The sequence below is a fragment of the Pelagerythrobacter aerophilus genome, assembly GCF_003581645.1.
GTDB lineage: Bacteria > Pseudomonadota > Alphaproteobacteria > Sphingomonadales > Sphingomonadaceae > Pelagerythrobacter > Pelagerythrobacter aerophilus.
Genome location: NZ_QXFK01000016.1, coordinates 81,881 through 104,280 on the forward strand (window position 1 = coordinate 81,881; position 22,400 = coordinate 104,280).

Consider the following 22,400-nt stretch of genomic DNA (forward strand, 5'->3'; position numbering starts at 1 on the left):
TGACCTTTCTCGTGTCGACCGCGCGGTGACGGACCCCTGATGGGCATCCGCAGTGCGGGCCACGCATTTGCATATAGGACGTTGGTGGGGCGGATTGAACCGACTTTCATCGATTTCAACGAGCGGTTTCGTCGATGAGTTCCCGCATGTCCCCCGGCAATTCGGCCCGGAAATCCACCCTCTCGCCAGTGATCGGATGCTCGAACCCCAACAGTGCGGCGTGGAGCGCCTGCCGCGCGAAGCCCAGTTGTTTGAGGAGCGGGCGAAGCCCTGCCGGTGTGCGTCCATACGTCTGGTCTCCCAATAGCGGATGACCGATTGACGCACAGTGAACGCGGACCTGGTGGGTTCTGCCGGTTTCCAGCCGGCATTCGATCAATGCGCAATCTCGCAGCAATTTCAGCGTCTTGTAATGTGTGACGGCATGTTTCCCGCGAGTCGAATCCGGTGGCAACACGGCCATCTTCTTGCGGTTCGCGTCCGACCGGCCGATTCGCCCCGAGATCGTGCCTATCGGCGGGGCTGGCTGCCCGGCACAGACAGCGAGATAGGCGCGGGTGATCGAGTGGTCGGCGAACTGCCGCGCCAGCCCCTCGTGCGCCGCATCGGTCTTGGCCACGACCAGCAGGCCGGAGGTGTCCTTGTCGATCCGGTGCACGATCCCCGGCCGCGCCACGCCGTTGATGCCCGACAATTGCCCGCGGCAATGGTGGAGCAGGGCATTGACGAGCGTGCCGTCCGGGTTTCCGGCCGCCGGATGCACCACCAGCCCTGCCGGCTTGTTCACGACGATCAGGTAATCGTCCTCGAACGCGACGTCGAGCGGGATGTCCTGCGCCCGGGCGGCGAGGGGTTCGGGCGGAGGAACGGCGATGGAGAACGCGGCGCCTTCGCCGGTCCTCGCCGAAGCGCTGCGCACCACCATACCATCGACCGTTACGCGGCCTTCGCCGATCAGCCCCTTGACCCGTTCACGCGAAAGCCCGGATGCGTCGGCCAACGCCTTGTCGAGGCGGAGGCCGGGCGCGAGAAATCCGCCGATGACTTGATCGTCCGCCATGCTAGGCCAATGCGCGATGATTGCCGAAGTCACAAGTGCGGTCCTGGAAGGCATTCGCGCCGAGGCGGCCGCGGCCGATCCGCGCGAGTGTTGCGGTATTCTGCTCGGCGACGGGGGAACTGTCCGCGCCCTCGCACCGGCGCGCAACGTCCATCCGGCGCCGGAGACGCATTTCGAGATCGATCCGCGCGCGCTCATCGATGCGTACCGGGCGGCGCGCGGGGGCGGGCCGCAGGTCATGGGATATTACCACTCCCACCCGCACGGCCCGGCGGAGCCTTCGGCGACCGACCGGGCCTCGGCGGCGCGCGACGGGCGCATCTGGGCGATTGCCGGCGAAGGCGAGGTACGGTTCTGGCGCGACGACGAAGCGGGCTTCGAACCGCTTTCCCTGCGAGTCATTGATCGGTAAGGCGGCGGTTAGCCAGACTTTCGCAGAACGGACGACGCTTCTCACTCCATGACCGATTCCGACGCCATCGACCTCGCCAGCATGCTTTGCTCCCGCCTGTGTCACGACATGCTCAGCCCGGTCGGGGCGCTTTCCAACGGGCTCGAACTCCTCGCCGGGGAGAAGGACCCGGAAATGCGTCAGCGCTGCTTCGAACTGCTCGAGCAGAGCGCGCAGATCAGCGCCGACAAGCTCAAGTTCTTCCGCCTCGCTTACGGTGCGGCGGGCGGCTTCGGCGACCAGGTGGACGTGGCCGAGGCCCGCGCGGTGATCGACGCGCTGGCTCGCGATGCGAAGCGGGTTGCGGTGAACTGGGCGCTTGCCGAAAGCCGCATGTCCAAGCCGGCGGTGAAGGTGCTGCTCAACTTCGCCCACATGGGGATAGAGGCGCTAGTGCGCGGCGGAACGATCGACATCGGGGCAGAAGTGCGGGACGGGGCGACCGAAATCGTGGTTCGCGCGGCCGGCGCCAGGATCGCCTTCGACGAAACGATCGGCGCGGCGCTCGAGGGCAATCTTGCAAAAGACAGACTTTCGAGCCGCACCGCGCCGGCGCATATGCTGTGCCTGCTGGCCGAGGATGGGGGCGGGGGCCTGCAATACCGGCAGACCGGCGATGCATTGGTTCTCGGAGCGGTCCTGCCGAACGGCTGATGGACGAACTCGTTCACCACGAGCGGCCGTCGCCCAATTTCAACGAACGGACGCTGCTGATCTCGATGGTGGTGATCCACTATACCGAGATGGAGAACGCCCAGGCCGCGCTCGACCGGCTGTGCGATCCGGATGCGGGCGTGAGTGCGCATTACCTGATCTCGGAAGCCGGCGAGGTCACCCGGCTGGTGTCGGAGGACAAACGCGCCTGGCACGCGGGCGCCTCCTACTGGCGCGGGCACAAGGATGTGAATTCGGCGAGCGTCGGGATCGAACTCGACCATCCGGGGCACGCGCTGGGCTACCGCGACTTCTCGGAAGCGCAGTTTGCCGCGCTCGTCCCGCTGGTGGCGAGAATCGTGAAGGATCACGACATTCCGCGCGCGAATGTCGTCGGCCATTCGGACGTTGCGCCCGCGCGTAAGATCGATCCGGGCGAGTTGTTTCCGTGGGATCGGCTCGCCGAATACGGCCTGTGCCTGCCGCGTCCGGAAAAGCTAGATCTCGGTGATCCGTTCGACAACGACGGCGCGTTCTACCTCGCGCTCGAGCGCTTCGGCTATGACGTGACCGACGGGCGCAAGGCGGTCGAGGCGTTCCAGCGGCGCTGGCGGCCCGAGCGGATCGATGGCGAGATCGACGGGCAGATCCGTGCGATCCTGTTCCAGCTCCTCTTGGATCGCGACCGCGGACACGCTAGATAGAGCGCGCCAGGGGGCCGGGCAGCCGCGGGTGCGAAAGCACGCGAGGAAAGTCCGGGCTCCACGAAACGAGGGTGGCGGGTAACGCCCGCCGGGTCCGTGCAAGCGGGCTCAGGGAAAGTGCCACAGAGAGTATACCGCCGACGCGGCCCTAAAGGCCGCAGGCAAGGGTGAAAGGGTGCGGTAAGAGCGCACCGGGGTCTCGGCAACGCGGCCCGCATGGCAAACCCCACCCGGAGCAAGGCCGAATAGGGGCGGCGCGCCCGCGAATGCGGGCCGGGGTGTTTCGCCCCGAGCGCAAGCTGCGACCGCCCGGGTTGGCTGCTTGAGCGCACGGAGCAATCCGTCGCCTAGACGAATGGCTGCCCTCGCGGGGGCCGGTCCCTCCCAAGGAAACTAGGGACGGGATACCGCCCGCGAGACAGAACCCGGCTTACAGGCCCCCTGGCATTTCTCCCATTCCGGCTTCGGTGCAGGTCCGCGACCCGTATCGACGACTGTTGCGGGGAATGGGCGCTAAGGCCTTCTCAGCCGCGCCCGACACTGACGTAGATGAACCCCGCCGCCTGCATGTGGTCGGGCTTGTAGATATTCCGCAGGTCGACCATCACGGGGGAGTTTGCCAGGGCCTTCACGCGCTCCAGATCGAGCGCACGAAAGGCATCCCATTCCGTGACGATGGCGATTGCGTCGGCGCCATCGATCGCCTCATAGGGGCTCTTGCACATCTGCACGTCGGGCATCAGCGGCGCGGCCTGCGTCATACCCTCGGGATCGTATCCGGCGACCTTCACGCCGGCATCTCCGAGCGCCTGCGCGATCGCGATCGCCGGGCTGTCGCGCATGTCGTCGGTGTTCGGCTTGAACGTGAGGCCCAGCAACGCGACCTTCTTGCCCCGCGCTGCTTCCATGCCGCCGAGCGCGTCGATCACCTTGCGGCCCATCGCCCGCTTGCGGCTGTCGTTGGTCTTCACCACCGCTTCGATGATCCGCACCGGGCTGTCGTAGTCCTCGGCGGTCTTGAGCAGGGCCAGCGTGTCCTTGGGGAAGCACGAGCCGCCGTAACCGGGACCGGCATGAAGGAACTTGGGGCCGATGCGGTTGTCCATTCCGATCCCACGGCTCACGTCCTGCACGTTGGCGCCGACCTTCTCGCACAGATCGGCCATCTCGTTGATGAAAGTGATCTTGGTCGCGAGGAAGGCATTGGCCGCATATTTGATCAGTTCCGCGCTGCGGCGGCTGACGAACAGGATCGGCGATTCGTTGAGGAACAGCGGCCGATAGACCTCGCGCATGACGTCGCGGCCGAACTCATCGTCCGTGCCGATGACGATCCGGTCGGGGCGCTTGAAATCGCCGATGGCTGCGCCTTCGCGCAGGAATTCGGGGTTGGAAACGACCGCGACGCGGTGGTTGCAGCCGGTCTCGGCAATGATCCGCTCGACTTCGTCACCGGTGCCCACGGGAACGGTCGACTTGGTCACCACCACCGCATCGTTGGCCAGGTTCTCGCCGACCTCGCGTGCGACCGCGTGGACGAACGAGAGATCGGCGTGGCCATCGCCCCGGCGGCTCGGCGTGCCGACCGCGATGAAGATTGCCTGCGCCCCGGCGATGCCCTCGGCCAGATCGGTCGTGAACGACAGCCGGCCGGCGGCGACGTTGCTCTGGACCAGCGCGTCGAGCCCGGGCTCGTAGATCGGCATCACACCTTCGTGCAGGCGGTCGATCTTCGACTGGTCCTTGTCGATGCAGACCACGTCATGCCCGAAGTCGGCAAAGCAGGCGCCCGACACCAGGCCGACGTAGCCCGAACCGACCATAGCGATCTTCATTACGCAGTCCCCATCTTGCGGATTGTAATCGTGCCGGCGTCCTCGACCGCCTGTATATAGCGGCGCGCTTCGCCTTCCAGAACCAACGCGGTCAGTTTGCCCGTGCGGTAGGCGCCGGTGTCGATTCCGATGCGGTTCGCGCACTCGGCCACCGGGTCGCAGATCGTGTGGCCGTGCACCACGACATGCGAATGCGGCGCGGAGTGGCGCAGGAACCGGTCGCGGATCCACAGCAGGTCGTGCCGCGACTGCTCTTCCAGCGGGACCTCGGGAAGAATGCCGGCATGGACGAACAGGTAGTCCCCGGCGATCACATATTCCTCGAACCCGCGCAGGAAATCGCGGTCCGCTTGCGGGACGGCTTCGCGCATCAGATCCTGCAGTTCGTCGAGCGTGCTCTCGTTGTAGCGTTCGCGTGTGATGCCGTAGCTGAACAGCGTCTCGCGCCCGCCATGCTTGAGGAAATGGCGCAGAATGCTGCGTTCCTCGAACGACTGGAGGAACATCTCCTCGTGATTGCCGGCGAGGATGCGCACGGGGCGCTGCGCCTGCAATTCGCGCGCCTGCGCGACCACGCCCGCGCTGTCGGGACCGCGGTCGACCAGATCACCAAGCAGGACGATGGTTGTCTTGGCCGGCGAAGTCTGGCGGTCATCGTCTTCGACCGCACCGATCAGAGATTTGAACAGATCGGCCCGGCCGTGCACGTCCCCGATCACATAGATGCGCTCGCCGTCGGGAACGGAGGGACGCGGCGTCTCGGAGCGGGCGCGAAAGATCTTGCGGAGCGGTTCGAACATCGGGTGTTTTTTTGCGGTGGAGTACGGGCGCCGATAGGCCAGCGGCGCCTGCACGGCAACCGATGACTCGCCACTGAACCGGCGCCGCCCGATGCAGAAATTCAACAGGTTTATGTCTGCTGGCAGACGGCGTGAAATATTCCTTGTGCATCGCAGCATGATGCTGCACGATCGTTTCGCGTTCGCAAGAGTGTGCTCGACAGTACGAAGCATCCGGCGGACCGGCAGGTGGGACGAAGCACAACTGCAAACGCAAGGAAGTTTGTCATGCTCACGTCCATCCGCGGTCTTACCGCCGCAGCTATTCTATCATCCGCTGTCATGGCTGCCGCGCCGGCACAGGCGCAGAGCGAAACCGACCCGCCGAGCGCGGTCGAGGTGTCGGGCAACGTTGCGATCGTCAGTGACTACCGTTTCCGCGGGGTTTCGCTGTCGGGGGGCGATCCGGCGATCCAGGGCGGCATCGATGTCACGCACGAGAGCGGATTCTACGTCGGAACCTGGGGCAGCTCGATCGACGACGGCGGCACCGATCTCCTGGGCGATGTCGAATTGGATCTCTACGGCGGCTGGAGCGGCGCCGTCGCGGAAGGGCTGACGCTCGACGTCGGGCTGCTGTACTACATGTATCCGACCGAGGATCTCGGCGCGGATACCGACTATTTCGAACCTTACGCCTCGCTCGCGTTCGCACTCGGCCCGGCCGAGGCCACGGTCGGCGCTGCCTACGCATTCGAGCAGGACGCGCTAGGCGATAACGACAATCTCTATGTCTATACCGACCTCGGCGTCGGCATTCCGAACACTCCGATCACGCTGAGCGGCCACCTCGGCTATACCGACGGTGTGCTCGCACCGCCGATGCTGGCTGGCAGCACGGATGATTCGGGGCTCGACTGGTCGCTCGGAGCGAGCGCGACGGTGCTCGGCGGGCTGGGTTTAGGCGTTTCCTACGTTGGCGTCGAAGGCCCTTCGGTGGACGGGCTTACCGACGACGCAGTGGTCGCGACCCTCAGCATGAGCTTCTGAATCTCCTCCGAAGGCCCGCCGTTTCGCGGCGGGCCGGAGGACTTCAGTCGAGCGAGAAGTCCACCGTCGTGACGACCCGCACCTTCTTGTAGGGGCTGTCCGAGACGCCCCAGCCGGCGGTCTCGCCGTCGCGCGCCTCGATGGTGAAATAGCCCTGCGTCGCATGACGGATGCTGCCGACATTCGCGCCGCTGTCCTCGGCGAACTGCTCGGCGGCGGCGCGCGCGTCCTTGGTCGCTTCGGCGATCATCGCCGGCTTGACCGCGTCCAGCTCGGTGAAGGTGTAGGCCATGCCCGAGCCATCCTCGAGCACGACCCCGCGGCGGACGAGCTCCGCCTGCCGCTTCACGGCGTCCTGCGCGCGTTCGATGTCGTTCGTTCGCAGCGACATGCGCTGGCGCACGGTGTAGCGCCCGATGCCCTGGTTATCTGTGAAGTAGCTGACGTTGACGCCCGTCGGTTCAAGCGCGTCCGCTGGAAAGCCGAGATCGCGAAAGAACGCTTCAATCGAGGCCGTGTCGCGGTCGACGCTCGCCTGCGCTGTCGCCAGATCGGTTGCGGTCGAGGAGTAGGAGATCGTCCAGGTCGCAAGGTCGGCGATGACCTCGCGCTCGGAAAGGCCGCGGACGGTGACTGCGCGGTCCGCCTGCTTTGCCCGGACCAATCCGTCGCCGAGCAGGAAGCCGCCGACGATCAGGCCGATGGCGACGATCGCCGAACTGGCAAGCCATCGCCGCGCCGCGGGCTCGCGCCACATGGGGATGGAGGTGGGCGATGCATCGGATTTGCTCTCGGCCATGATTGACCCTTTCGTTTCGGCGCTGGGTGACCCATGTAGAGGGTCTATTTTACGCACGATGAACCGTGCTTTAATGTAGATGAACGGAGTTCCCCATGACCAAGTACCTGCACACCATGATCCGTGTCGCGGATATCGACGCGACGGTCGATTTCTTCCGTATGATCGGGCTCGAGGAAGTGCGCCGGTTCGACAACGAGAAGGGGCGCTTCACGCTCGTTTTTCTCGCCGCGCCGGGGCAGGAGGGGCTTGCAGAAGTGGAACTGACCTACAACTGGCCGGCGGAGGACGGCAGCGCGCCGGAAGAGTACACCGGCGGACGGAACTTCGGGCACCTCGCCTATCGCGTGGAGAACATCTACGAGACTTGCCAGCGGCTGATGGATGCGGGGGTGACGATCAACCGCCCGCCGCGCGACGGCCACATGGCCTTCGTCCGCTCGCCCGACGGCATTTCGATCGAGCTGCTGCAGGAAGGCCATCTCCCGCCGCAGGAGCCCTGGGCGAGCATGGAGAACACCGGTAGCTGGTAAGGGGCCGGATCAGGCGCTCCGGGCACTTCCGGGCTCGTCGCCCGGGTGCGCGGTGGTCATACGCAGGATCGCGTATCCCACGACGGCCGAGCAGACGGAGCCGAGCAGGATCCCGATCTTGGCCTCGTCGATCAACAGGCGATAACCGGGGAACGCCAGTTCGCCGATGAACAGCGACATCGTGAAACCGATGCCGCACAGGATCGACACGCCCCAGATTTCCGGCCAGCTCGCCCCATGCGGCCGCGGCGCGAAGCCGATAAGATTGGCGATGAAGATCGCGAGGACGATACCCGTCTGCTTGCCGAGGAACAGGCCTGCGGCGATCGCGAGCGGGAGCGGCGCGAACACGCCTTCCAACCCGATCCCGGACAGGTTCACGCCCGCGTTCGCGAAGCCGAAGACCGGGACGATCAGATAGGCACTCCAGGGCGCCAGGCCGTGCTCGAGCCGCTCGAGCATCGTGTCGTCGTCCTTCCCTCGCATCGGGATGGTCAGCGCCGCGACCACGCCCGCGATGGTCGCATGAACGCCCGAATTGAGCACGAAGTACCAAAGCACGAGCGCCAGCAGCAGGAACGGCACTACCGTCTTCACCCGCATCCGGTTGAGCGTCAGCATGACGGCGACGACCACCAGCGCCGCGATCAGCCACCCCAGCTTTATGCCCGCGGTGTAGGCGATCGCGATGATCAGCACGGCACCGATGTCGTCGACGATCGCCACCGTCAGCAGGAACAGCCGCAGCGATCCTGGGACCCGGTTGCCGAGCAGGCCCAGCACCCCCATGGCGAAGGCGATGTCGGTCGCGGCCGGAATCGCCCACCCCTGGGTCAGTTGCTGGGCATCGCCCTGAACGAAAAAGAGATAGACGAGTGCGGGCACGATCATCCCTGCGGCCGCCGCGAGCACCGGCAGGCGCCGCTGCTCGGCACTGCTGAGCTGCCCCTCGATCCACTCGCGCTTCACCTCGAGGCCGACGACGAAGAAGAAGATCGCCATCAGCCCGTCGTTCACCCACAGGTGGAGCGTATCGAGCTTCGCAACTGGCGTTAGCGACAGAGTTCCGTGAAACAGCTGATGGTACTCGTGCGCCATCGGCGAGTTGGCGAGCAGCATCGCCGCGGCAGCCACCAGGATGAGAAGCACTCCGGCCGATGCGTCGCCGACGAACAGCGAGCGGACGGGAGCAAAGAATGCGCGGATCGGTCGGGGTGCAATGGCCATCGGACCGCTCCATTTCGGATTTCGTTGCGCGTTGCAAGTCTACTGGGTCTTGGATAGAAATGCGCGCGGGGGGAAAGGGATGTTATTCGGGGGGTTACCGCTGCTCGAGTGGGTGGTGCTCGTCCAGCGCGAGCTGCTTCTTTTCGCAGCGGTGTTTTTTCTGATCGGCGCTCTCGACGAGTTCGCGATCGATTTCGCATGGCTGTGGCTGCGGCTGAGCGGCCGCGCGCGGCCCGCGGTCTACGATCCCACGCGCGCCGATCGTCCACCACTACGCCAGGCCGCCGTGTTCATTCCCGCCTGGCATGAAGATCGCGTGATCGGCGCGACGGTGCGGCACATGCTGCGCGTCTGGCCGGACCGAAGCCTGCGCATCTACGTCGGCTGCTACTGCAACGATCACGCAACGATCGAGGCGGTCGCGGCCGCCGCCAGTGGGGACGACCGCGTACGGCTGGTGATCAACGAAGCCGTGGGGCCAACCACCAAGGCCGACTGCCTCAACCGCCTCTACGCCGCGATCGAGGCCGATGAGGCGCGCGGCGGCGCGCGCACCGTCAGCGTCCTGCTGCACGACGCGGAGGATATGGTCGATCCCGCGGCGCTGTCGCTGATCGACGAATGCCTGCTCGATGCGGACCTCGTGCAACTGCCGGTTCTGCCGCTGCCGCAAGCGGAGTCGCGCTGGGTCGGCAGCCACTATTGCGAAGAGTTCGCCGAGAGCCACAGCAAGGGCCTCGTGGTCCGCGACGCGCTCGGCGCGGGCATCCCGCTCGCTGGCGTCGGGTGCGGTATCGCGCGCGACGCATTGGCCCGCCTCGCGAGCAGCCGGGGCCTCCGAGCACCATTCGCCACCGACAGCCTGACGGAAGACTACGAGCTTGGCCTCGGTATCGCGGAGTTGGGCGGCTGTACGCGCTTCGTGCGGCGAAGATCTGCCGACGGGCGACTCATCGCGACGCGTGCCTTCTTCCCTTCCCGGCTCCATCAGGCCGTCCGCCAGAAGACGCGGTGGATCCTGGGGATTGCCTTTCAGGGGTGGGACCGGCTCGGCTGGCATGGCAGGCCGGTCGAAGTCTGGATGCGGCTGCGCGACCGACGCGGGCCGTTCGCCGCGCTCCTGCTGGGTATCGCCCTTGCGATCCTCTTTCTTGGCGGGATCGGTTCGGCGGCGAGCCTCGCGGGTTGGACTACGGTGCCCGAACTCTCGCCGGCGCTCGAGACGATACTCATCGCCAATATCGCCGCCCTGCTGTGGCGCTGCGCCTTCCGCTTCGCCTTCACCGCGCGCGAGCATGGCTTTGGCGAGGGCGTTCGCGCGGTCCTGCGCCTGCCGGTTGCCAATTTCATCGCGATGCTGGCGGGGCGGCGTGCCTTGTTCGCCTATGTCCGAAGCTTGCGCGGCACGCGGCCGCAATGGGACAAGACAGAGCACGACGCGCATCCCGCGCTCCTGCCCCGCCGGATCACGTCATGAGCGGCATGGCCGACCGGCGCCGGGGCGAGCCCTTGCTGATACTGGTGGTGCTGCTGACCGCCTGGATCGGTGGGCGCGCGATGATGTGGGAGGCACCGCCGGGCCCGCTGGAGGCGATGCTGGATGGCGTTACCCGGCCCGTGCTGGCGCGTGGCGCCGCGCCTCGAGCCGCTCCCCCACTCACGATCGCGACGCAACCGGAGTCGAACCGGCCGCTGGTTGGCCCAGGGCCGCTACCTCCGAAACAGATCGTGCTGCTCGAACGGCTCCCGATCTGGAATCCTCAGGCCGCCACCGAACCGCCACCGCCCGCCAGCAGCGAAGTCATGGCCAGCCATCAGCTCCTCTGGCTCGCTGCGACCGCACAGCTTCCCGTTCCGTCCGACGTAGCCGCGCTCCTTCGGGCGAGGGCAGCAGCGCCCGCGAGCCGTGCGCGGCCGCCTCTCGCGGTGCGGAAGCCCGACCGATGGTCGTTCGATGCATGGCTGCTTCTGCGGCCCGGAGAGACCGGCGAGGCTGCCCCCGGCGGCCGGCTGGCGAGCTACGGCGCGAGCCAGGCGGGCGCGGTGATCCGTTACCACCTCGCGCCCGGCAGTCCGCACCGCCCCGCCGCCTACGCCCGCGCGACACAGGCGCTGGCCGCGGGCAAGGAATCGGAATTCGCGGCTGGGTTAGCCGCACGCCCGTTCGCGGCGGTTCCGGTGTCGGTCTATTCGGAATTGCGTGTGACGCGGCACGGCGGCGGCGAGGTGGAGCTTAGGCCGGCTACATTCGCCGTCACCGAACTCCCGCCGGTGGATCTACCGCTCGGGCTTCGCGGTGAGGCCTATGCCCAGGCTGGCTATGTCGGCGGCAAGTTCGCCACCGCCTTCGCCGACGGGCAGGCGCGGGTCGATCGCGAGGTCGCCCGCTTCGACCTGGCGAAAGTGCGCGCAGGGGCAGGCGTCTGGGGTGGGGCACAGAAGGGGGCCGCGCGGCTCGATGTCGGCCCGACGGCCTCCCTCGATCTCGAGATCGGCGACGCGCCCGCGCGGCTGGCGCTCGATTACCGCTGGCGTATCGCGGGGGAAGCCGCGCCCGGGCGAGGCATTGCGGTCACGCTTTCGACCGGATTTTAATCCGCCCGCTTTCAACCGTCGCTGCCCTCGGTTAGGGCTTCGTCATGGACGTGTACCTCCCCATCGCGAACCTCTCGGTGAACGGGCTGGTCATCGTCGGGCTGGGGGCACTCACCGGGGTTCTCTCCGGCCTGTTCGGCGTCGGCGGCGGGTTCCTGACGACGCCGCTGCTGATCTTCTACGGCGTCCCGCCCACGGTCGCGGCGGCTTCGGCCGCGACGCAGATCACCGGCGCCAGCGTCTCAGGCGTGCTCGCCCACGGTCGGCGCGGCGGGGTCGATTACCGCATGGGCACCGTCATGGTCGCGGGCGGGGTTCTCGGCGCCGGGATCGGTGCACTGCTGTTCCGGTTCTTCCAGTCGATCGGCCAGATCGATACGGTCATCAACGTCCTCTACGTGTTCCTGCTCGGCTCCGTCGGATCGCTCATGGCGCGCGAGGCGTGGCAGGCGGTCCGTCCGCGGGAGGGCGGAGCGGCGAAGCCCGCGATGAAGCGCCGGCACCACCGGCTGATCGCCGCCTTGCCGCTGCGCTGGCGGTTCTACGGATCGGGCCTCTACATCTCCCCCATTGCGCCGCTGCTGCTGGGCGTGGCGGTCGGCACGCTGACCATGCTGATGGGTGTGGGCGGCGGGTTCATTCTCGTGCCGGCGATGCTCTACATCCTCGGCATGAGCGCCAATGTCGTGGTCGGCACATCGCTCTACAACATCCTGTTCGTGACGATGGCGACGACGATGATGCACGCGCTGACGACGCATGCCGTGGACATCGTGCTCGTCGCGCTGCTGCTGTTCGGGTCGGTGACCGGGGCGCAGCTCGGCACGCAGGTGGCCCAGAAGTTCAAGCCCGAATACTTGCGCCTGGCCCTCGCCGCGATCGTCCTGCTGGTGACCGCGAGGATGTTCTTCGGCTTGTTCGTCCGGCCCGAGGAAATCTACACGGTGGTGCCGCTGTGAAGCGGCTGTTCCTCCTCGTCGCGCTGTTGATGCTCTCGGCCCAGCGGGACCCGATCCTGGTGCCCGAGGTGTCGCAGGACGACGTGCAGGTTCAGCAGGGTTTCACCGGCACCGAGCTGCTCCTGTTCGGAGTGATCCTCGACCCCACCGGCGCGCGGGCGGGGCAGGACTACGACATCGTCGTGGTGCTCAAGGGACCGACCGAGCCGATCACCGTGCGCGAGAAGGCGCGCGTCGGCGGGATCTGGGTCAATGCCGACAGCACGGCGTTCCAGTCCGCCCCCTCGTTCTTCGCTGTCGCGTCGTCGCGGCCGATCGAGGAGATCGTCGACGAGCGGACCGCGGCGATCTACGAGCTCGGCCTGAACTATCTGCAGCTCTCCCCAACGGGCGCGATCGATCCAGAAGAGCAGGCACGCTTTACCGCCGGGCTGGTCGATCTGCGCAGCCGGGAAGGGCTCTACAAGGAGGATCCGCGCGGCGTGCAGATCAGCGAGCAGGTGCTCTATCAGGTGCGCATCTCGCTGCCCTCGAACGTTCAGACCGGCACTTACACCGCCGAGACATTCGCCATCACACGCGGCCGCGTGATCGCTTCCGCCATCGCAGAAGTGGAAGTGCGCAAGGTCGGCTTCGAACGGTTCGTGGAGGTGTTTTCGGAACGGCAATCGCTGTTCTACGGCTTCCTGGCGGTATTCCTGTCGGTCGGGATGGGATGGGTGGCCGGGCGCCTTTTCGCGCTGATCTAGCCCGTCTTCCGATCCCCATTGACCCGATCTTAACCAACCGGCCTTACGCCGTGCGTCCGGGCAGATGCAGGAAATCGACGACTTCATGACCGAGATGGGCCACGGCAACCTCGACCGGCGCCAGGCGCTGGATTCGGCCGCGACGCAGAGCGAGGGCGGCGCCGGCGTGCACCCGCAGACCGTCACCCCCGCGGTGCTGTCCGATAATGCGGTTCAGCCGATCGGCGTAGTCGTCGAAGTCGCCGGTTCGGGTTCGCAGATCGCGCTCGACATGCAGCGGCTCAACGAGTGCATGGCCGACGAGGACCCTTCGATCGCGCTGGCCGGCCAGGTCGGTAGCCAGATCAAGATCCGCGCCGGCAATGCCTGGCTGCTCGCCAGCGTCCGCAACCAGCGGCAGGATCGCCGGACAGGCGGCGGAATCATCGCCGATGTCGACTTTCTCGGCGAAGGGATGGAGGAGAAGGCCACCGGCCGCGTCCATGGCTTCCGCCGCGGCGTAACCCGCTTTCCCATTCCCGGAGCGAAGATCTACCCGGCGACCACGGCGGATCTACGGCAGATCTACGCCAGCGACGGGCGCGCGAGCGTTCAGATCGGCACCGTCTATCCCACCAGGGACATCCGCGCAGGCCTCTACATCGATGCCATGCTGGGCAAGCACTTCGCGCTGCTCGGCTCGACCGGCACCGGCAAATCCACCAGCGCGGCGCTGATCCTCCATCGCATCTGCGAGGCGGCGCCCGAAGGGCATGTGGTGATGATCGACCCACACGGCGAATATGCCGCGGCGTTCCGTGACACCGGCATGATCCTCGACGTCTCGAACCTGCAGCTACCCTACTGGTTGATGAATTTTGAGGAGCATTGCGAGGCGCTGCTGACCACCAGCGGCAACGAGCGGCAGACGGACATGGACATCCTCGCCAAGTGCCTGCTCAGGGCGCGGGGCAAGAATCGTTTGGCCGAAACGATGGGCAAGATCACGGTCGATTCGCCGATCCCCTATTTGCTCTCGGACCTCTCGAATGAGCTCCAGAACGAGATGGGCAAGCTCGACAAGGCGACCTCCTCGGCGCCTTACATGCGGATCAAGAGCAAGCTCGATGAGCTCAAGGGCGACCCGCGCTACCAGTTCATGTTCTCCGGCATGCTGGTGGGCGACACCATGGCCGAGTTCATCGCCAAGATCTTCCGCATGCCGGGCGGCGGCAAGCCGATCTCGATCATCGACGTCAGCGGCGTCCCGTCGGACATCACCTCCACCGTCGTCGCGGTGCTCAGCCGTCTGGTGTTCGACTTCGCGATCTGGGGACGGGAGGAGAAGACCCGGCCGATCCTGCTCGTCTGCGAGGAAGCGCACCGCTACGTGCCCAACGAGGCGAATGCGGACGGCTCGTCGGTCGGAAGCATTCTCAGCCGTATCGCCAAGGAAGGGCGCAAGTACGGCATCAGCCTCGGTCTTATCACCCAACGCCCGTCGGACCTGGCCGAGGGCGTGCTGTCGCAATGCGGCACGATCATCGCCATGCGCCTCAATAACGACCGCGACCAGGCGTTCGTAAAAGCCGCCATGCCCGAAGGCGCGCGCGGCTTCCTCGATTCGATCCCGGCGCTGCGCAACCGGGAATGCATCATCTGCGGCGAGGGCGTCGCGATCCCGATCCGCGTCAGCTTCGACAGCCTGGAAGAGACCAAGCGCCCGGCGTCGGAAGATCCGAGTTTCGTCGAATTGTGGAACGAAAGCGGCGGGGAGGAAGAGGCTGTGCAGCGTGTAGTGCGCCGCTGGCGCTCTCAGGGCCGCTAGGTCCTCTATGTACCCCGCGTGTCCCCATAGAGATGGATGTGCAGCCGGTCGCTCATCCTGAATCCGTGTTCAAGGCATAGCGGCGCCAGCCATTCCTGCCGCGCACGCAGCGTCGCGCTGTCGGTGCCCTCGGGCATCAGGAAAACGTGCCCGGGCCGGAAGCGATAGCGCGCCTGAAGCGCCAGCACCTCGGCCACATCCTCGGGCGCGGCGATCACGAACTTGAACCAGGCGCGCGGATCGGTCGCATAGGCGTCGAGCCGCTCGGGAAGCAGCGCAACCTCGGCCGGATTGCCGCTGTGCGCGAGCTTGGGGCTGACGTTGTACTGGTCCACCCGCACATCGAGCCGGGGCGGGGCGGCGACGGTGCCGTTGGTCTCGATCTCGACCGTCATGTCGGGCAACAGCTCGAGCAGCTTCGCCAGCGCGTTCGCCTGCAGCAACGGCTCGCCGCCGGTGATCACGAGACGGTTCTGGCCGAGTGCCGCGATACGCCGGGCAACCTCCTCCTCGCCTAGCGTGATCTGATTGGCCTTGCGCTCGAAGGTTTCGCCGGAGCGATGCGGCCGCTCGTCGCCCTCGAAATGCCAGGTGTAGGCTGTGTCGCACCACTGGCATGCGAGATTGCAGCGCGAGAGGCGCAGGAACGCGACCGGCACGCCGGCGCTCGGCCCCTCGCCCTGCAGAGAGGCGAAGATCTCCGGCTCTCCGGGCTCCTGAGTGGCGAGAGTCAGCACCGGGTCCTCCCAGGGGTGGGGAGGATCCGGTTCATCCCAACCGGTCCAGCGCAGCCCTGATGCGCTCCGCTTCCGCTGTATGGTGCGCGTGATCGGCGCGGGCCTTCTCGACCGCCTCGGGGTTCGCGCGCTCGACGAAGTTCGCATTGGAGAGCCGGCCTTCGAGAGACTTGGCCTCCTTTTCCGAAGCAGCGAGCGCCTTGGTGAGACGGGCCTTCTCCGCCTCGATGTCGATCAGGCCTTCCAGCGGAATCACCAGGCTATCGCTGCCCACGCCGACCTGCAGCGCGGCGCCGTCCGGTGCCACGTCGGTATGAACCGCCGACAGGCGCGCCACGCGGTCGAGCGCCGCTGCGCTGGTCGAGAGAACCTTGCTCGCGATCGCGGACGGCTCGGCAAGCCACGCTTCCAGCTTCGCCCCGGGTGCCAAGCCGATCTCGTTCTTCGCCGCGCGCAGATTGCGCGTCAGGTCGATCAGCCACTCGATCTCGGCCTTGGCCTCGGTGTCGACCTCGGCGGAAGGCTGGGGCCACTTCGCGAGGATCAGCTCGTACGGCCGCTCACCCTGCGCGTGCCACAGTTCCTCGGTGATGAAGGGCATGAACGGGTGCAGCATGACGAGGATCTGGTCGAGCGCCCAGCCCGCGACCGCCCTGGTCTCGTCGTCGATCTGGCCCTTGATCAGCTCGAGATACCAGTCGCAGAACGTGTCCCATACGAAGCGGTAGATCGCGTTCGCGGCCGCATCGAAGCGCAGGTCCGCCATGGCCTTGTCGAGCGCGGCGAGCGTTTCGACCACTTCGCCGACGATCCACTTGTTGACCGCGCTGGTCGCCTGCGGAGCGGCGATCGACTGCGAACCGCCGATGCCGTTCGTCTGGCAGAAACGCGTCGCGTTCCACAGCTTGGTGGCGAAGTTGCGGTATCCCTCGACCCGGCTCTCGTCCATCTTCACGTCGCGGCCCTGGCTTTCCATGGCCGCCATGAAGAAGCGCAGCGCGTCGGCGCCGTATTGGTCGATCAGGCCCAGCGGATCGACCACGTTGCCCTTGGACTTGGACATCTTCTGCCCGTCCGCTGCGCGCACGAGGCCATGGAGATAGAGCCGCTTCCACGGCGCCTCACCCATGAAGTGCATCCCCTGCATCGCCATGCGGGCATCCCAGAAGAACAGGATGTCAAAGCCCGAGATCAGCAGGTCGTTGGGATAGTGCTTGGCGAGCAGGTTGGTGCCGAGGTTGTCGTTGACGCCTTCTGGTCGCTCCTTCGCGGCGTCCGGCCAGCCAAGCGTGGCAAAAGGCCACAGCGCAGAGGAGAACCAAGTGTCGAGCACGTCGGGATCGCGGCTAAGTTCCGGCAGATCTTCCGGCCGCTCGGCGCCAAAGTGATCAAGCGCCAATTCAAGAGCCTGAACCTCGCTCTCGGCAACGAACACCTCGCCGTCTGGCCCATACCACGCCGGAATCCGGTGTCCCCACCAGAGCTGGCGCGAGACGCACCACGGCTGGATGTTCTCCATCCAGTTGAAGAAGGTCTTTTCCCAAGCTTTGGGGACGATCTCGATCTTGCCCGAACGCACTGCTTCGATCGGGGCCTGCGCGAGCTTTTCGGCGTCGACGTACCACTGGTCGGTCAGCCACGGCTCGATCACCACGCCGCCGCGGTCGCCGAAGGGGGTGGCGATCACGCGCGGTTCGGCATCGCGCGCCTCGCCGTCCTTGTCGACATGCGGGATCAGGCAGCCGAGTTCCTTCATTCGCGCGACCACGAGCTCGCGCGCGCCGTCCACGCCATCCTTGCGAAAGCGGTGGAGGCCGAGGAATTCGTCCGGCACCAGCCCGTCGGCGGTCTGGCAGACGTTGCCTTCGGCATCGAGCATGTTGAGCATCTCGCCCGCCGCGATCCCCGCGCGCTTGCCCACTTCGAAGTCGTTGAAGTCGTGCCCCGGCGTGATCTTGACCGCGCCCGAGCCGAGTTCCGGATCGGCGTGCTCGTCGGCGATCACCTTGAAGCGGCGGCCGGTGATCGGCTGGACGATCTCCTTGCCGATCACGCTGGCATAGCGCTCGTCCGACGGATGAACCGCCACGGCCATGTCGGCCAGCATCGTCTCCGGCCGCGTGGTCGCGACTTCGATGTAGTCCTGTCCGTTGTCGAGCGTCACATCGTCCGCCAGCGGGTATTTGAAGTGCCAGAAATGGCCCTTCATGTCCTGGGTTTCGACCTCGAGATCGCTGATCGCGGTCTTGAGCTTCGGGTCCCAATTCACCAGCCGCTTGTCGCGGTAGATCAGGCCCTGGTTGTGGAGGTCGACGAAGACCTTGGTCACCGCGCGGGTGAACTCGGGGCTCATCGTGAACTGCTCGCGGCTCCAGTCCATCGAGCAGCCGAGCCGGCGAAGCTGGCGGGTGATCGTGCCGCCGCTTTCCTCTTTCCACTCCCACACTTTCGCGACGAAATCCTCGCGCGAGTAGTTGGTGCGCTTGTCCTGGCGCTTCTCCAGCTCGCGCTCGACCACCATCTGCGTCGCGATGCCGGCGTGGTCGGTGCCGACCACCCACAGTGCATCCTTACCCCGCAGCCGCTCGTAGCGGACGACGATGTCCTGCAGCGTATTGTCGAGCGCATGACCGATATGGAGGCTGCCGGTCACGTTGGGCGGCGGATTGACGATGGTGAAGGGCTCGGCGTCGGGCCGTTCGGGCCGGAACAGGCCGCCCTTTTCCCAATGCGCGTACCAGCGCGCCTCGATTTCGGAGGGGTCGAAAGTCTTGGAGAGTTCGGTGTTCATAGGTTCGCCGCCTTTGCCAGCGGGTGCGCTGTGGCGCAACACGGCTGATTGCGCGCTTGTAGTGCACACGGTTTCGCCGCATAGGTCGCCGAGATGAAGGATGGGGCGTTCTTCGAGGTCGAGGATGGCGGCGCCGATGGCGCGCGGCTCGTCCTTTCGGGGCCTTATCTGGTTTCCACGATCGGCGCGGTCGACAGGGACCTGCGATCGATCGAGGGCGATCTCGCCACCGTCGACCTGTCCGACGTCAGCGAGATCGACACCGTCGGCGCATGGGTCGCCGGCAGTCTCGCCAAACGGCACAACGCGGAGATCGTCGGCGCCAGCGAACGCGCGCAGCGGTTGCTGAAGGCGGTCGAGCCCGCAGGCGATGGCACTGACATCCACCCGCCGCGCCCTCCGGCGTGGGAACGCGTGCCCGGGCGGGTGGGCGAGCTGGTCTATGAATTCGGCCAAGGCATGGTCGGCATGGTCGGATTTCTCGGCCAGATCCTGGCTGCCTCGGGCAGCCTGATCCGTCATCCCTCGCGTTTTCGCGGAAAGGCGCTGGTGCGCCAGCTCGAGCTGGTCGGTGTTTCCTCGCTGCCGATCATCGGGCTGATGAGCTTCCTCATCGGTATCGTCATCGCGCAGCAGGGCGCGGTGCAGCTCGCGCAGTTCGGGGCAGAGACGCTCACCATCAATCTCGTCGGCCGTATCACCCTGCGCGAACTCGGCGTGCTGATGACGGCGATCATGGTCGCCGGCCGCTCGGGTTCCGCCTTTGCTGCGCAGCTCGGCACGATGAAGTTGACCGAGGAAGTCGACGCGATGCGCACGATCGGCATTTCGCCGATGGAAGCATTGGTGATCCCGCGCATCCTCGCAGCGGTGCTGATGATGCCGTTGCTCGGGTTCTTCGCCTCCTGCATCGCGATCATCGGTGGCGCCGTGATCGGCGATCTGATGCTGGGCATCCCCTTCCTGACCTTCCTTACCCGCATTCAGGAGGTCGTGCCGATCTACGATCTCTATGTCGGGCTGGCCAAGGCGCCCGTCTTCGGCCTGATCGTGGCGCTGACCGGCTGCTATCAGGGCATGCAGGTGCAGGGCAATTCGGAGGAAGTCGGTCTGAAGACGACCAAGGCGGTGGTGCAGGCGATCTTCATGGTCATCGTGCTCGATGCCTTTTTTGCCGTGTTCTTCACCGAGATCGGCTGGGGCTGAGATGACCGACGATCTCGATCAGGAGCTCGAGGAGCGGGGCCTGGGCCGGTACGAGCGCTTCCGCGGGGATCATCCGATCGTCGTGAAGGGACTCGTCAATCGCTTCGGCGAGCAGACCGTGCACGAGGATCTCTCACTGACCGTGAACCGCGGCGAAATCCTCGGCGTGGTCGGCGGTTCCGGCACCGGGAAATCGGTGCTGATGCGCTCGATCATCGGCCTGCAAACCCCGAACGAGGGGGAAATCGAGGTTTTCGGCCGTTCCATGACCAATGCGGAGCCTGACGAGAACCTCGGCATCCGCAACCGCTGGGGTGTCCTGTTCCAGGGCGGCGCGCTGTTCTCCACGCTGACCGTGGGGGAGAATGTCGAGGTTCCGCTCAAGCAATTCTACCCCGAGATCGAACCCGACCTGATGCACGAGATCGCGCGTTACAAGGTCATGCTCTCGGGCCTTCCCGAAGATGCGGTGACCAAGTATCCGGCGGAGCTTTCGGGCGGGATGAAGAAGCGCGCCGGGCTGGCGCGGGCGCTCGCCCTCGATCCGGAGCTGCTGTTTCTGGACGAGCCGACTGCCGGGCTCGATCCGATCGGTGCCGCCGCCTTCGACCGGCTGACGCGCGAACTCAAGCAGACGCTCGGCCTCACGGTCTTCCTCATCACCCACGATCTCGATACGCTGTACGAGATATGCGACCGCGTCGCGGTGCTGGCCGACAAGAAGGTGATCGCGGTCGGCACAATCCCGGAACTGCTCGAAACCGACCATCCGTGGATCGAGGAATACTTCAACGGACCGCGCGGCCGCGCCGCCCAGGCGAGCAAGCGCCGGGCCGAGAGCATGGACAAACGCGGACAAAGCGGGGATTAGGGCAAGCGAATGGAAACGCGCGCAAATCACGTCTGGGTCGGGGCCGTCACGCTGGTGCTGCTGGCCGGGCTTGCGCTGTTCTTCGTCTGGCTCGCCCGATTGGGGCAGGGACAGCAGGACGAATACGACATCTTTTTCAAGCAGTCGGTCGCCGGGCTTGCCAACGGCTCGCAGGTGTCCTTCGCGGGCGTGCCGGTGGGACAGGTCAGCGAGATTTCGCTGTGGGAGACCGATCCGCAGTTCGTCCGCGTGCGGGTGAAGGTGAAGGAAGACGTGCCGATCCGCGTCGGCACGACGGCGACGATCCAGGGATCGTTCACCGGCGTTTCGACGATCCTGCTCGACGGCGCGCGCCGCGATGCGCCGCCAATTACCTGCGGAGAAGGCGTGGGGAATACCGCGTGCCCCGAAGGCGTGCCGGTGATCCCGACCAAGCCCGGCGGTCTCGGCGAACTGCTCGCCAACGCGCCGCTGCTGCTGGAGCGGCTCGCCACGCTTACCGAGCGGCTTACCATGCTGCTGTCGGACGAGAACCAGGGCGAGATCGCCGGTATTCTGCGCAACACCAACCGGATCACCGCCGACCTCGCGCAGACGGCGCCCGAAGTGCAGCGCACGCTCGCCGAACTCCAGGTGACCTTGCGCGAGTCGAGCGAGGCGCTAGATTCGTTCGAGAAGGTGATGGGGTCGGCCGACCAGCTGCTCAACAAGGAAGGGCAGGGGCTGGCGGATCAGCTCCGCACGACGCTCAAGTCCGCTGACAGCGCGGCGCAGGCGCTCAGCACGACCTTGACCGAAGTGCAGCCGGCAGCGCGCCAGCTCAACGAAAGCACGCTGCCCGCGGCCGAGGCGGCGATGCAGGACCTGCGCGCGACCAGCAAGGCGCTGCGCAACGTGACCGAAAAGATCGAGACGCAAGGCGCCGGCTCGCTGATCGGCGGGCAGAAGCTGCCCGATTACGAGCCATGACCGGCGTGAAGAGACAGGGGAACGCGATGCGCGCGACAGCCATCAGGATATTTCCGGCGCTGGCGGCGCTCACCGTGCTCGCCGGCTGCGTGAGCTTCGGCAAGGAGCCGCCCGAGAGCCTGCTGACGTTGACTCCCACGGCGGAGGCGCCGGCCGGCTCGGGCACGACCGGCAGCCAGGCGGGGGCGCTCGCGATCCTCGTACCTGATGCGCCGGCGCGGCTCGACGTGGTGCGCGTACCGGTGCAGGTCGATAACGCCAATATCGCCTACCTCAAGGATGCGGTGTGGGTGGACAAGCCCGCACGCCTGTTCCGCGGGCTGCTTGCGGAAACGATCCGTACCCGCAGCAACCGGGTGGTGATCGATTCCGACGATCCGGCGCTCACGCCGAAGACCCAGCTTCGCGGCGTGTTGCGCGATTTCGGCTACGATGCCCGTACATCCTCCGTCGTCGTGCGGTTCGATGCGATCCGCGAGGCGGAAGGCGACGCGATCGAGACGCGCCGCTTCGAGAGCGTGATCCCGGGCGTCGCAGCCGAAGCGGGACCGGTGGGCGAGGCGCTCAATCGTGCGGCGAACGATGTTGCCGGGCAGGTTGCGGAATGGATCGGGTGACGGGTCG

General features: G+C 66.2%; 21 protein-coding genes and 1 other RNA gene. 15 read left to right on the forward strand and 7 right to left on the reverse strand.

The window, feature by feature from the left end:
* Nucleotides 1–115: 115 nt before the first annotated feature.
* Complete coding sequence (locus D2V04_RS08740; protein ID WP_119513129.1) at nt 116–1,060, reverse strand: RluA family pseudouridine synthase; 945 nt, start codon at nt 1,058–1,060, stop codon at nt 116–118.
* A 16-nt stretch (nt 1,061–1,076) separates the two neighbouring features.
* Here D2V04_RS08740 and D2V04_RS08745 point away from each other — a divergent pair, with 16 nt between their 5' ends.
* The 4 genes from D2V04_RS08745 (at nt 1,077) to rnpB (ending at nt 3,318) form a co-directional block, all read left to right on the forward strand.
* Nucleotides 1,077–1,472, forward strand: coding sequence for a Mov34/MPN/PAD-1 family protein (locus tag D2V04_RS08745; protein ID WP_119513131.1), 396 nt, complete (start codon nt 1,077–1,079; stop codon nt 1,470–1,472).
* 48 nt (nt 1,473–1,520) lie between these two features.
* Nucleotides 1,521–2,165 carry a histidine phosphotransferase family protein gene (locus tag D2V04_RS08750; protein ID WP_119513133.1) on the forward strand — a complete coding sequence of 215 codons (645 nt, stop codon included), beginning with the start codon at nt 1,521–1,523 and terminating at the stop codon, nt 2,163–2,165.
* Nucleotides 2,165–2,869: an N-acetylmuramoyl-L-alanine amidase gene (locus D2V04_RS08755; protein WP_119513134.1), complete on the forward strand. Its 705-nt coding sequence runs from the start codon at nt 2,165–2,167 to the stop codon at nt 2,867–2,869. Before D2V04_RS08750 ends, D2V04_RS08755 begins: the two co-directional genes overlap by 1 nt.
* 6 nt (nt 2,870–2,875) lie before the next feature.
* Nucleotides 2,876–3,318, forward strand: an RNA gene (rnpB, locus tag D2V04_RS08760) — RNase P RNA component class A.
* A 75-nt stretch (nt 3,319–3,393) separates the two neighbouring features.
* Here the strand turns inward: rnpB and D2V04_RS08765 are convergent.
* Together D2V04_RS08765 and D2V04_RS08770 are read right to left on the reverse strand one after the other, a co-directional pair.
* Nucleotides 3,394–4,704 carry a UDP-glucose dehydrogenase family protein gene (locus tag D2V04_RS08765; RefSeq protein WP_119513136.1) on the reverse strand — a complete coding sequence of 437 codons (1,311 nt, stop codon included), beginning with the start codon at nt 4,702–4,704 and terminating at the stop codon, nt 3,394–3,396.
* Complete coding sequence (locus D2V04_RS08770) at nt 4,704–5,504, reverse strand: metallophosphoesterase family protein (RefSeq protein WP_119513138.1); 801 nt, start codon at nt 5,502–5,504, stop codon at nt 4,704–4,706. Before D2V04_RS08770 ends, D2V04_RS08765 begins: the two co-directional genes overlap by 1 nt.
* Nucleotides 5,505–5,771: 267 nt before the next feature.
* Between D2V04_RS08770 and D2V04_RS08775 the strand changes: the two genes are divergently transcribed.
* Complete coding sequence (locus D2V04_RS08775) at nt 5,772–6,533, forward strand: TorF family putative porin (protein ID WP_119513140.1); 762 nt, start codon at nt 5,772–5,774, stop codon at nt 6,531–6,533.
* 43 nt (nt 6,534–6,576) lie between these two features.
* Here the strand turns inward: D2V04_RS08775 and D2V04_RS08780 are convergent, their stop codons facing one another.
* The gene (locus D2V04_RS08780; protein WP_119513574.1) at nt 6,577–7,290 is read right to left on the reverse strand and encodes an SIMPL domain-containing protein; all 714 of its coding nucleotides are present in this window, start codon (nt 7,288–7,290) and stop codon (nt 6,577–6,579) included.
* A 137-nt stretch (nt 7,291–7,427) separates the two neighbouring features.
* On the opposite strand from D2V04_RS08780, the gene D2V04_RS08785 reads away from it, so the two are divergent.
* Nucleotides 7,428–7,865 (forward strand): VOC family protein, encoded by a 438-nt coding sequence (locus D2V04_RS08785; protein WP_119513142.1) that lies wholly within the window; start codon nt 7,428–7,430, stop codon nt 7,863–7,865.
* Nucleotides 7,866–7,874: 9 nt separating this feature from the next.
* Here D2V04_RS08785 and nhaA read toward each other — a convergent pair whose 3' ends face one another.
* Nucleotides 7,875–9,092: a Na+/H+ antiporter NhaA gene (nhaA, locus tag D2V04_RS08790; protein ID WP_119513144.1), complete on the reverse strand. Its 1,218-nt coding sequence runs from the start codon at nt 9,090–9,092 to the stop codon at nt 7,875–7,877.
* A 79-nt stretch (nt 9,093–9,171) separates the two neighbouring features.
* Between nhaA and D2V04_RS08795 the strand changes: the two genes are divergently transcribed.
* The 5 genes from D2V04_RS08795 (at nt 9,172) to D2V04_RS08815 (ending at nt 15,202) form a co-directional block, all read left to right on the forward strand.
* A complete protein-coding gene (locus D2V04_RS08795) occupies nt 9,172–10,569 on the forward strand; it encodes a glycosyl transferase family protein (protein ID WP_119513146.1) in 1,398 nt (465 codons plus the stop codon).
* A complete protein-coding gene (locus D2V04_RS08800; protein ID WP_119513148.1) occupies nt 10,566–11,687 on the forward strand; it encodes a hypothetical protein in 1,122 nt (373 codons plus the stop codon). Before D2V04_RS08795 ends, D2V04_RS08800 begins: the two co-directional genes overlap by 4 nt.
* A gap of 44 nt (nt 11,688–11,731) precedes the next feature.
* Nucleotides 11,732–12,646, forward strand: a complete 915-nt coding sequence (locus D2V04_RS08805; protein WP_119513150.1) for a sulfite exporter TauE/SafE family protein — start codon at nt 11,732–11,734, stop codon at nt 12,644–12,646.
* A 29-nt stretch (nt 12,647–12,675) separates the two neighbouring features.
* A complete protein-coding gene (locus D2V04_RS08810) occupies nt 12,676–13,395 on the forward strand; it encodes a TIGR02186 family protein (protein WP_119513575.1) in 720 nt (239 codons plus the stop codon).
* Between the two features lie 64 nt (nt 13,396–13,459).
* Nucleotides 13,460–15,202 (forward strand): ATP-binding protein, encoded by a 1,743-nt coding sequence (locus tag D2V04_RS08815; protein WP_228766337.1) that lies wholly within the window; start codon nt 13,460–13,462, stop codon nt 15,200–15,202.
* Between the two features lie 5 nt (nt 15,203–15,207).
* Here the strand turns inward: D2V04_RS08815 and D2V04_RS08820 are convergent, their stop codons facing one another.
* A complete protein-coding gene (locus D2V04_RS08820) occupies nt 15,208–15,939 on the reverse strand; it encodes a 7-carboxy-7-deazaguanine synthase QueE (protein WP_228766338.1) in 732 nt (243 codons plus the stop codon).
* 31 nt (nt 15,940–15,970) lie between these two features.
* A complete protein-coding gene (locus tag D2V04_RS08825) occupies nt 15,971–18,730 on the reverse strand; it encodes a valine--tRNA ligase (RefSeq protein ID WP_119513154.1) in 2,760 nt (919 codons plus the stop codon).
* A 93-nt stretch (nt 18,731–18,823) separates the two neighbouring features.
* Here D2V04_RS08825 and D2V04_RS08830 point away from each other — a divergent pair, with 93 nt between their 5' ends.
* The 4 genes from D2V04_RS08830 to D2V04_RS08845 are packed head-to-tail and all read left to right on the forward strand — an operon-like array spanning nt 18,824 to nt 22,393.
* The gene (locus D2V04_RS08830; RefSeq protein WP_119513156.1) at nt 18,824–19,936 is read left to right on the forward strand and encodes an ABC transporter permease; all 1,113 of its coding nucleotides are present in this window, start codon (nt 18,824–18,826) and stop codon (nt 19,934–19,936) included.
* A 1-nt stretch (nt 19,937) separates the two neighbouring features.
* On the forward strand, nt 19,938–20,807 hold the full coding sequence (locus D2V04_RS08835) for an ABC transporter ATP-binding protein (protein ID WP_119513158.1): 870 nt from the start codon (nt 19,938–19,940) through the stop codon (nt 20,805–20,807).
* Nucleotides 20,808–20,816: 9 nt separating this feature from the next.
* On the forward strand, nt 20,817–21,776 hold the full coding sequence (locus D2V04_RS08840; RefSeq protein WP_119513160.1) for an MlaD family protein: 960 nt from the start codon (nt 20,817–20,819) through the stop codon (nt 21,774–21,776).
* A 26-nt stretch (nt 21,777–21,802) separates the two neighbouring features.
* Nucleotides 21,803–22,393, forward strand: a complete 591-nt coding sequence (locus D2V04_RS08845; RefSeq protein ID WP_228766339.1) for an ABC-type transport auxiliary lipoprotein family protein — start codon at nt 21,803–21,805, stop codon at nt 22,391–22,393.
* Nucleotides 22,394–22,400 lie beyond the last annotated feature (7 nt).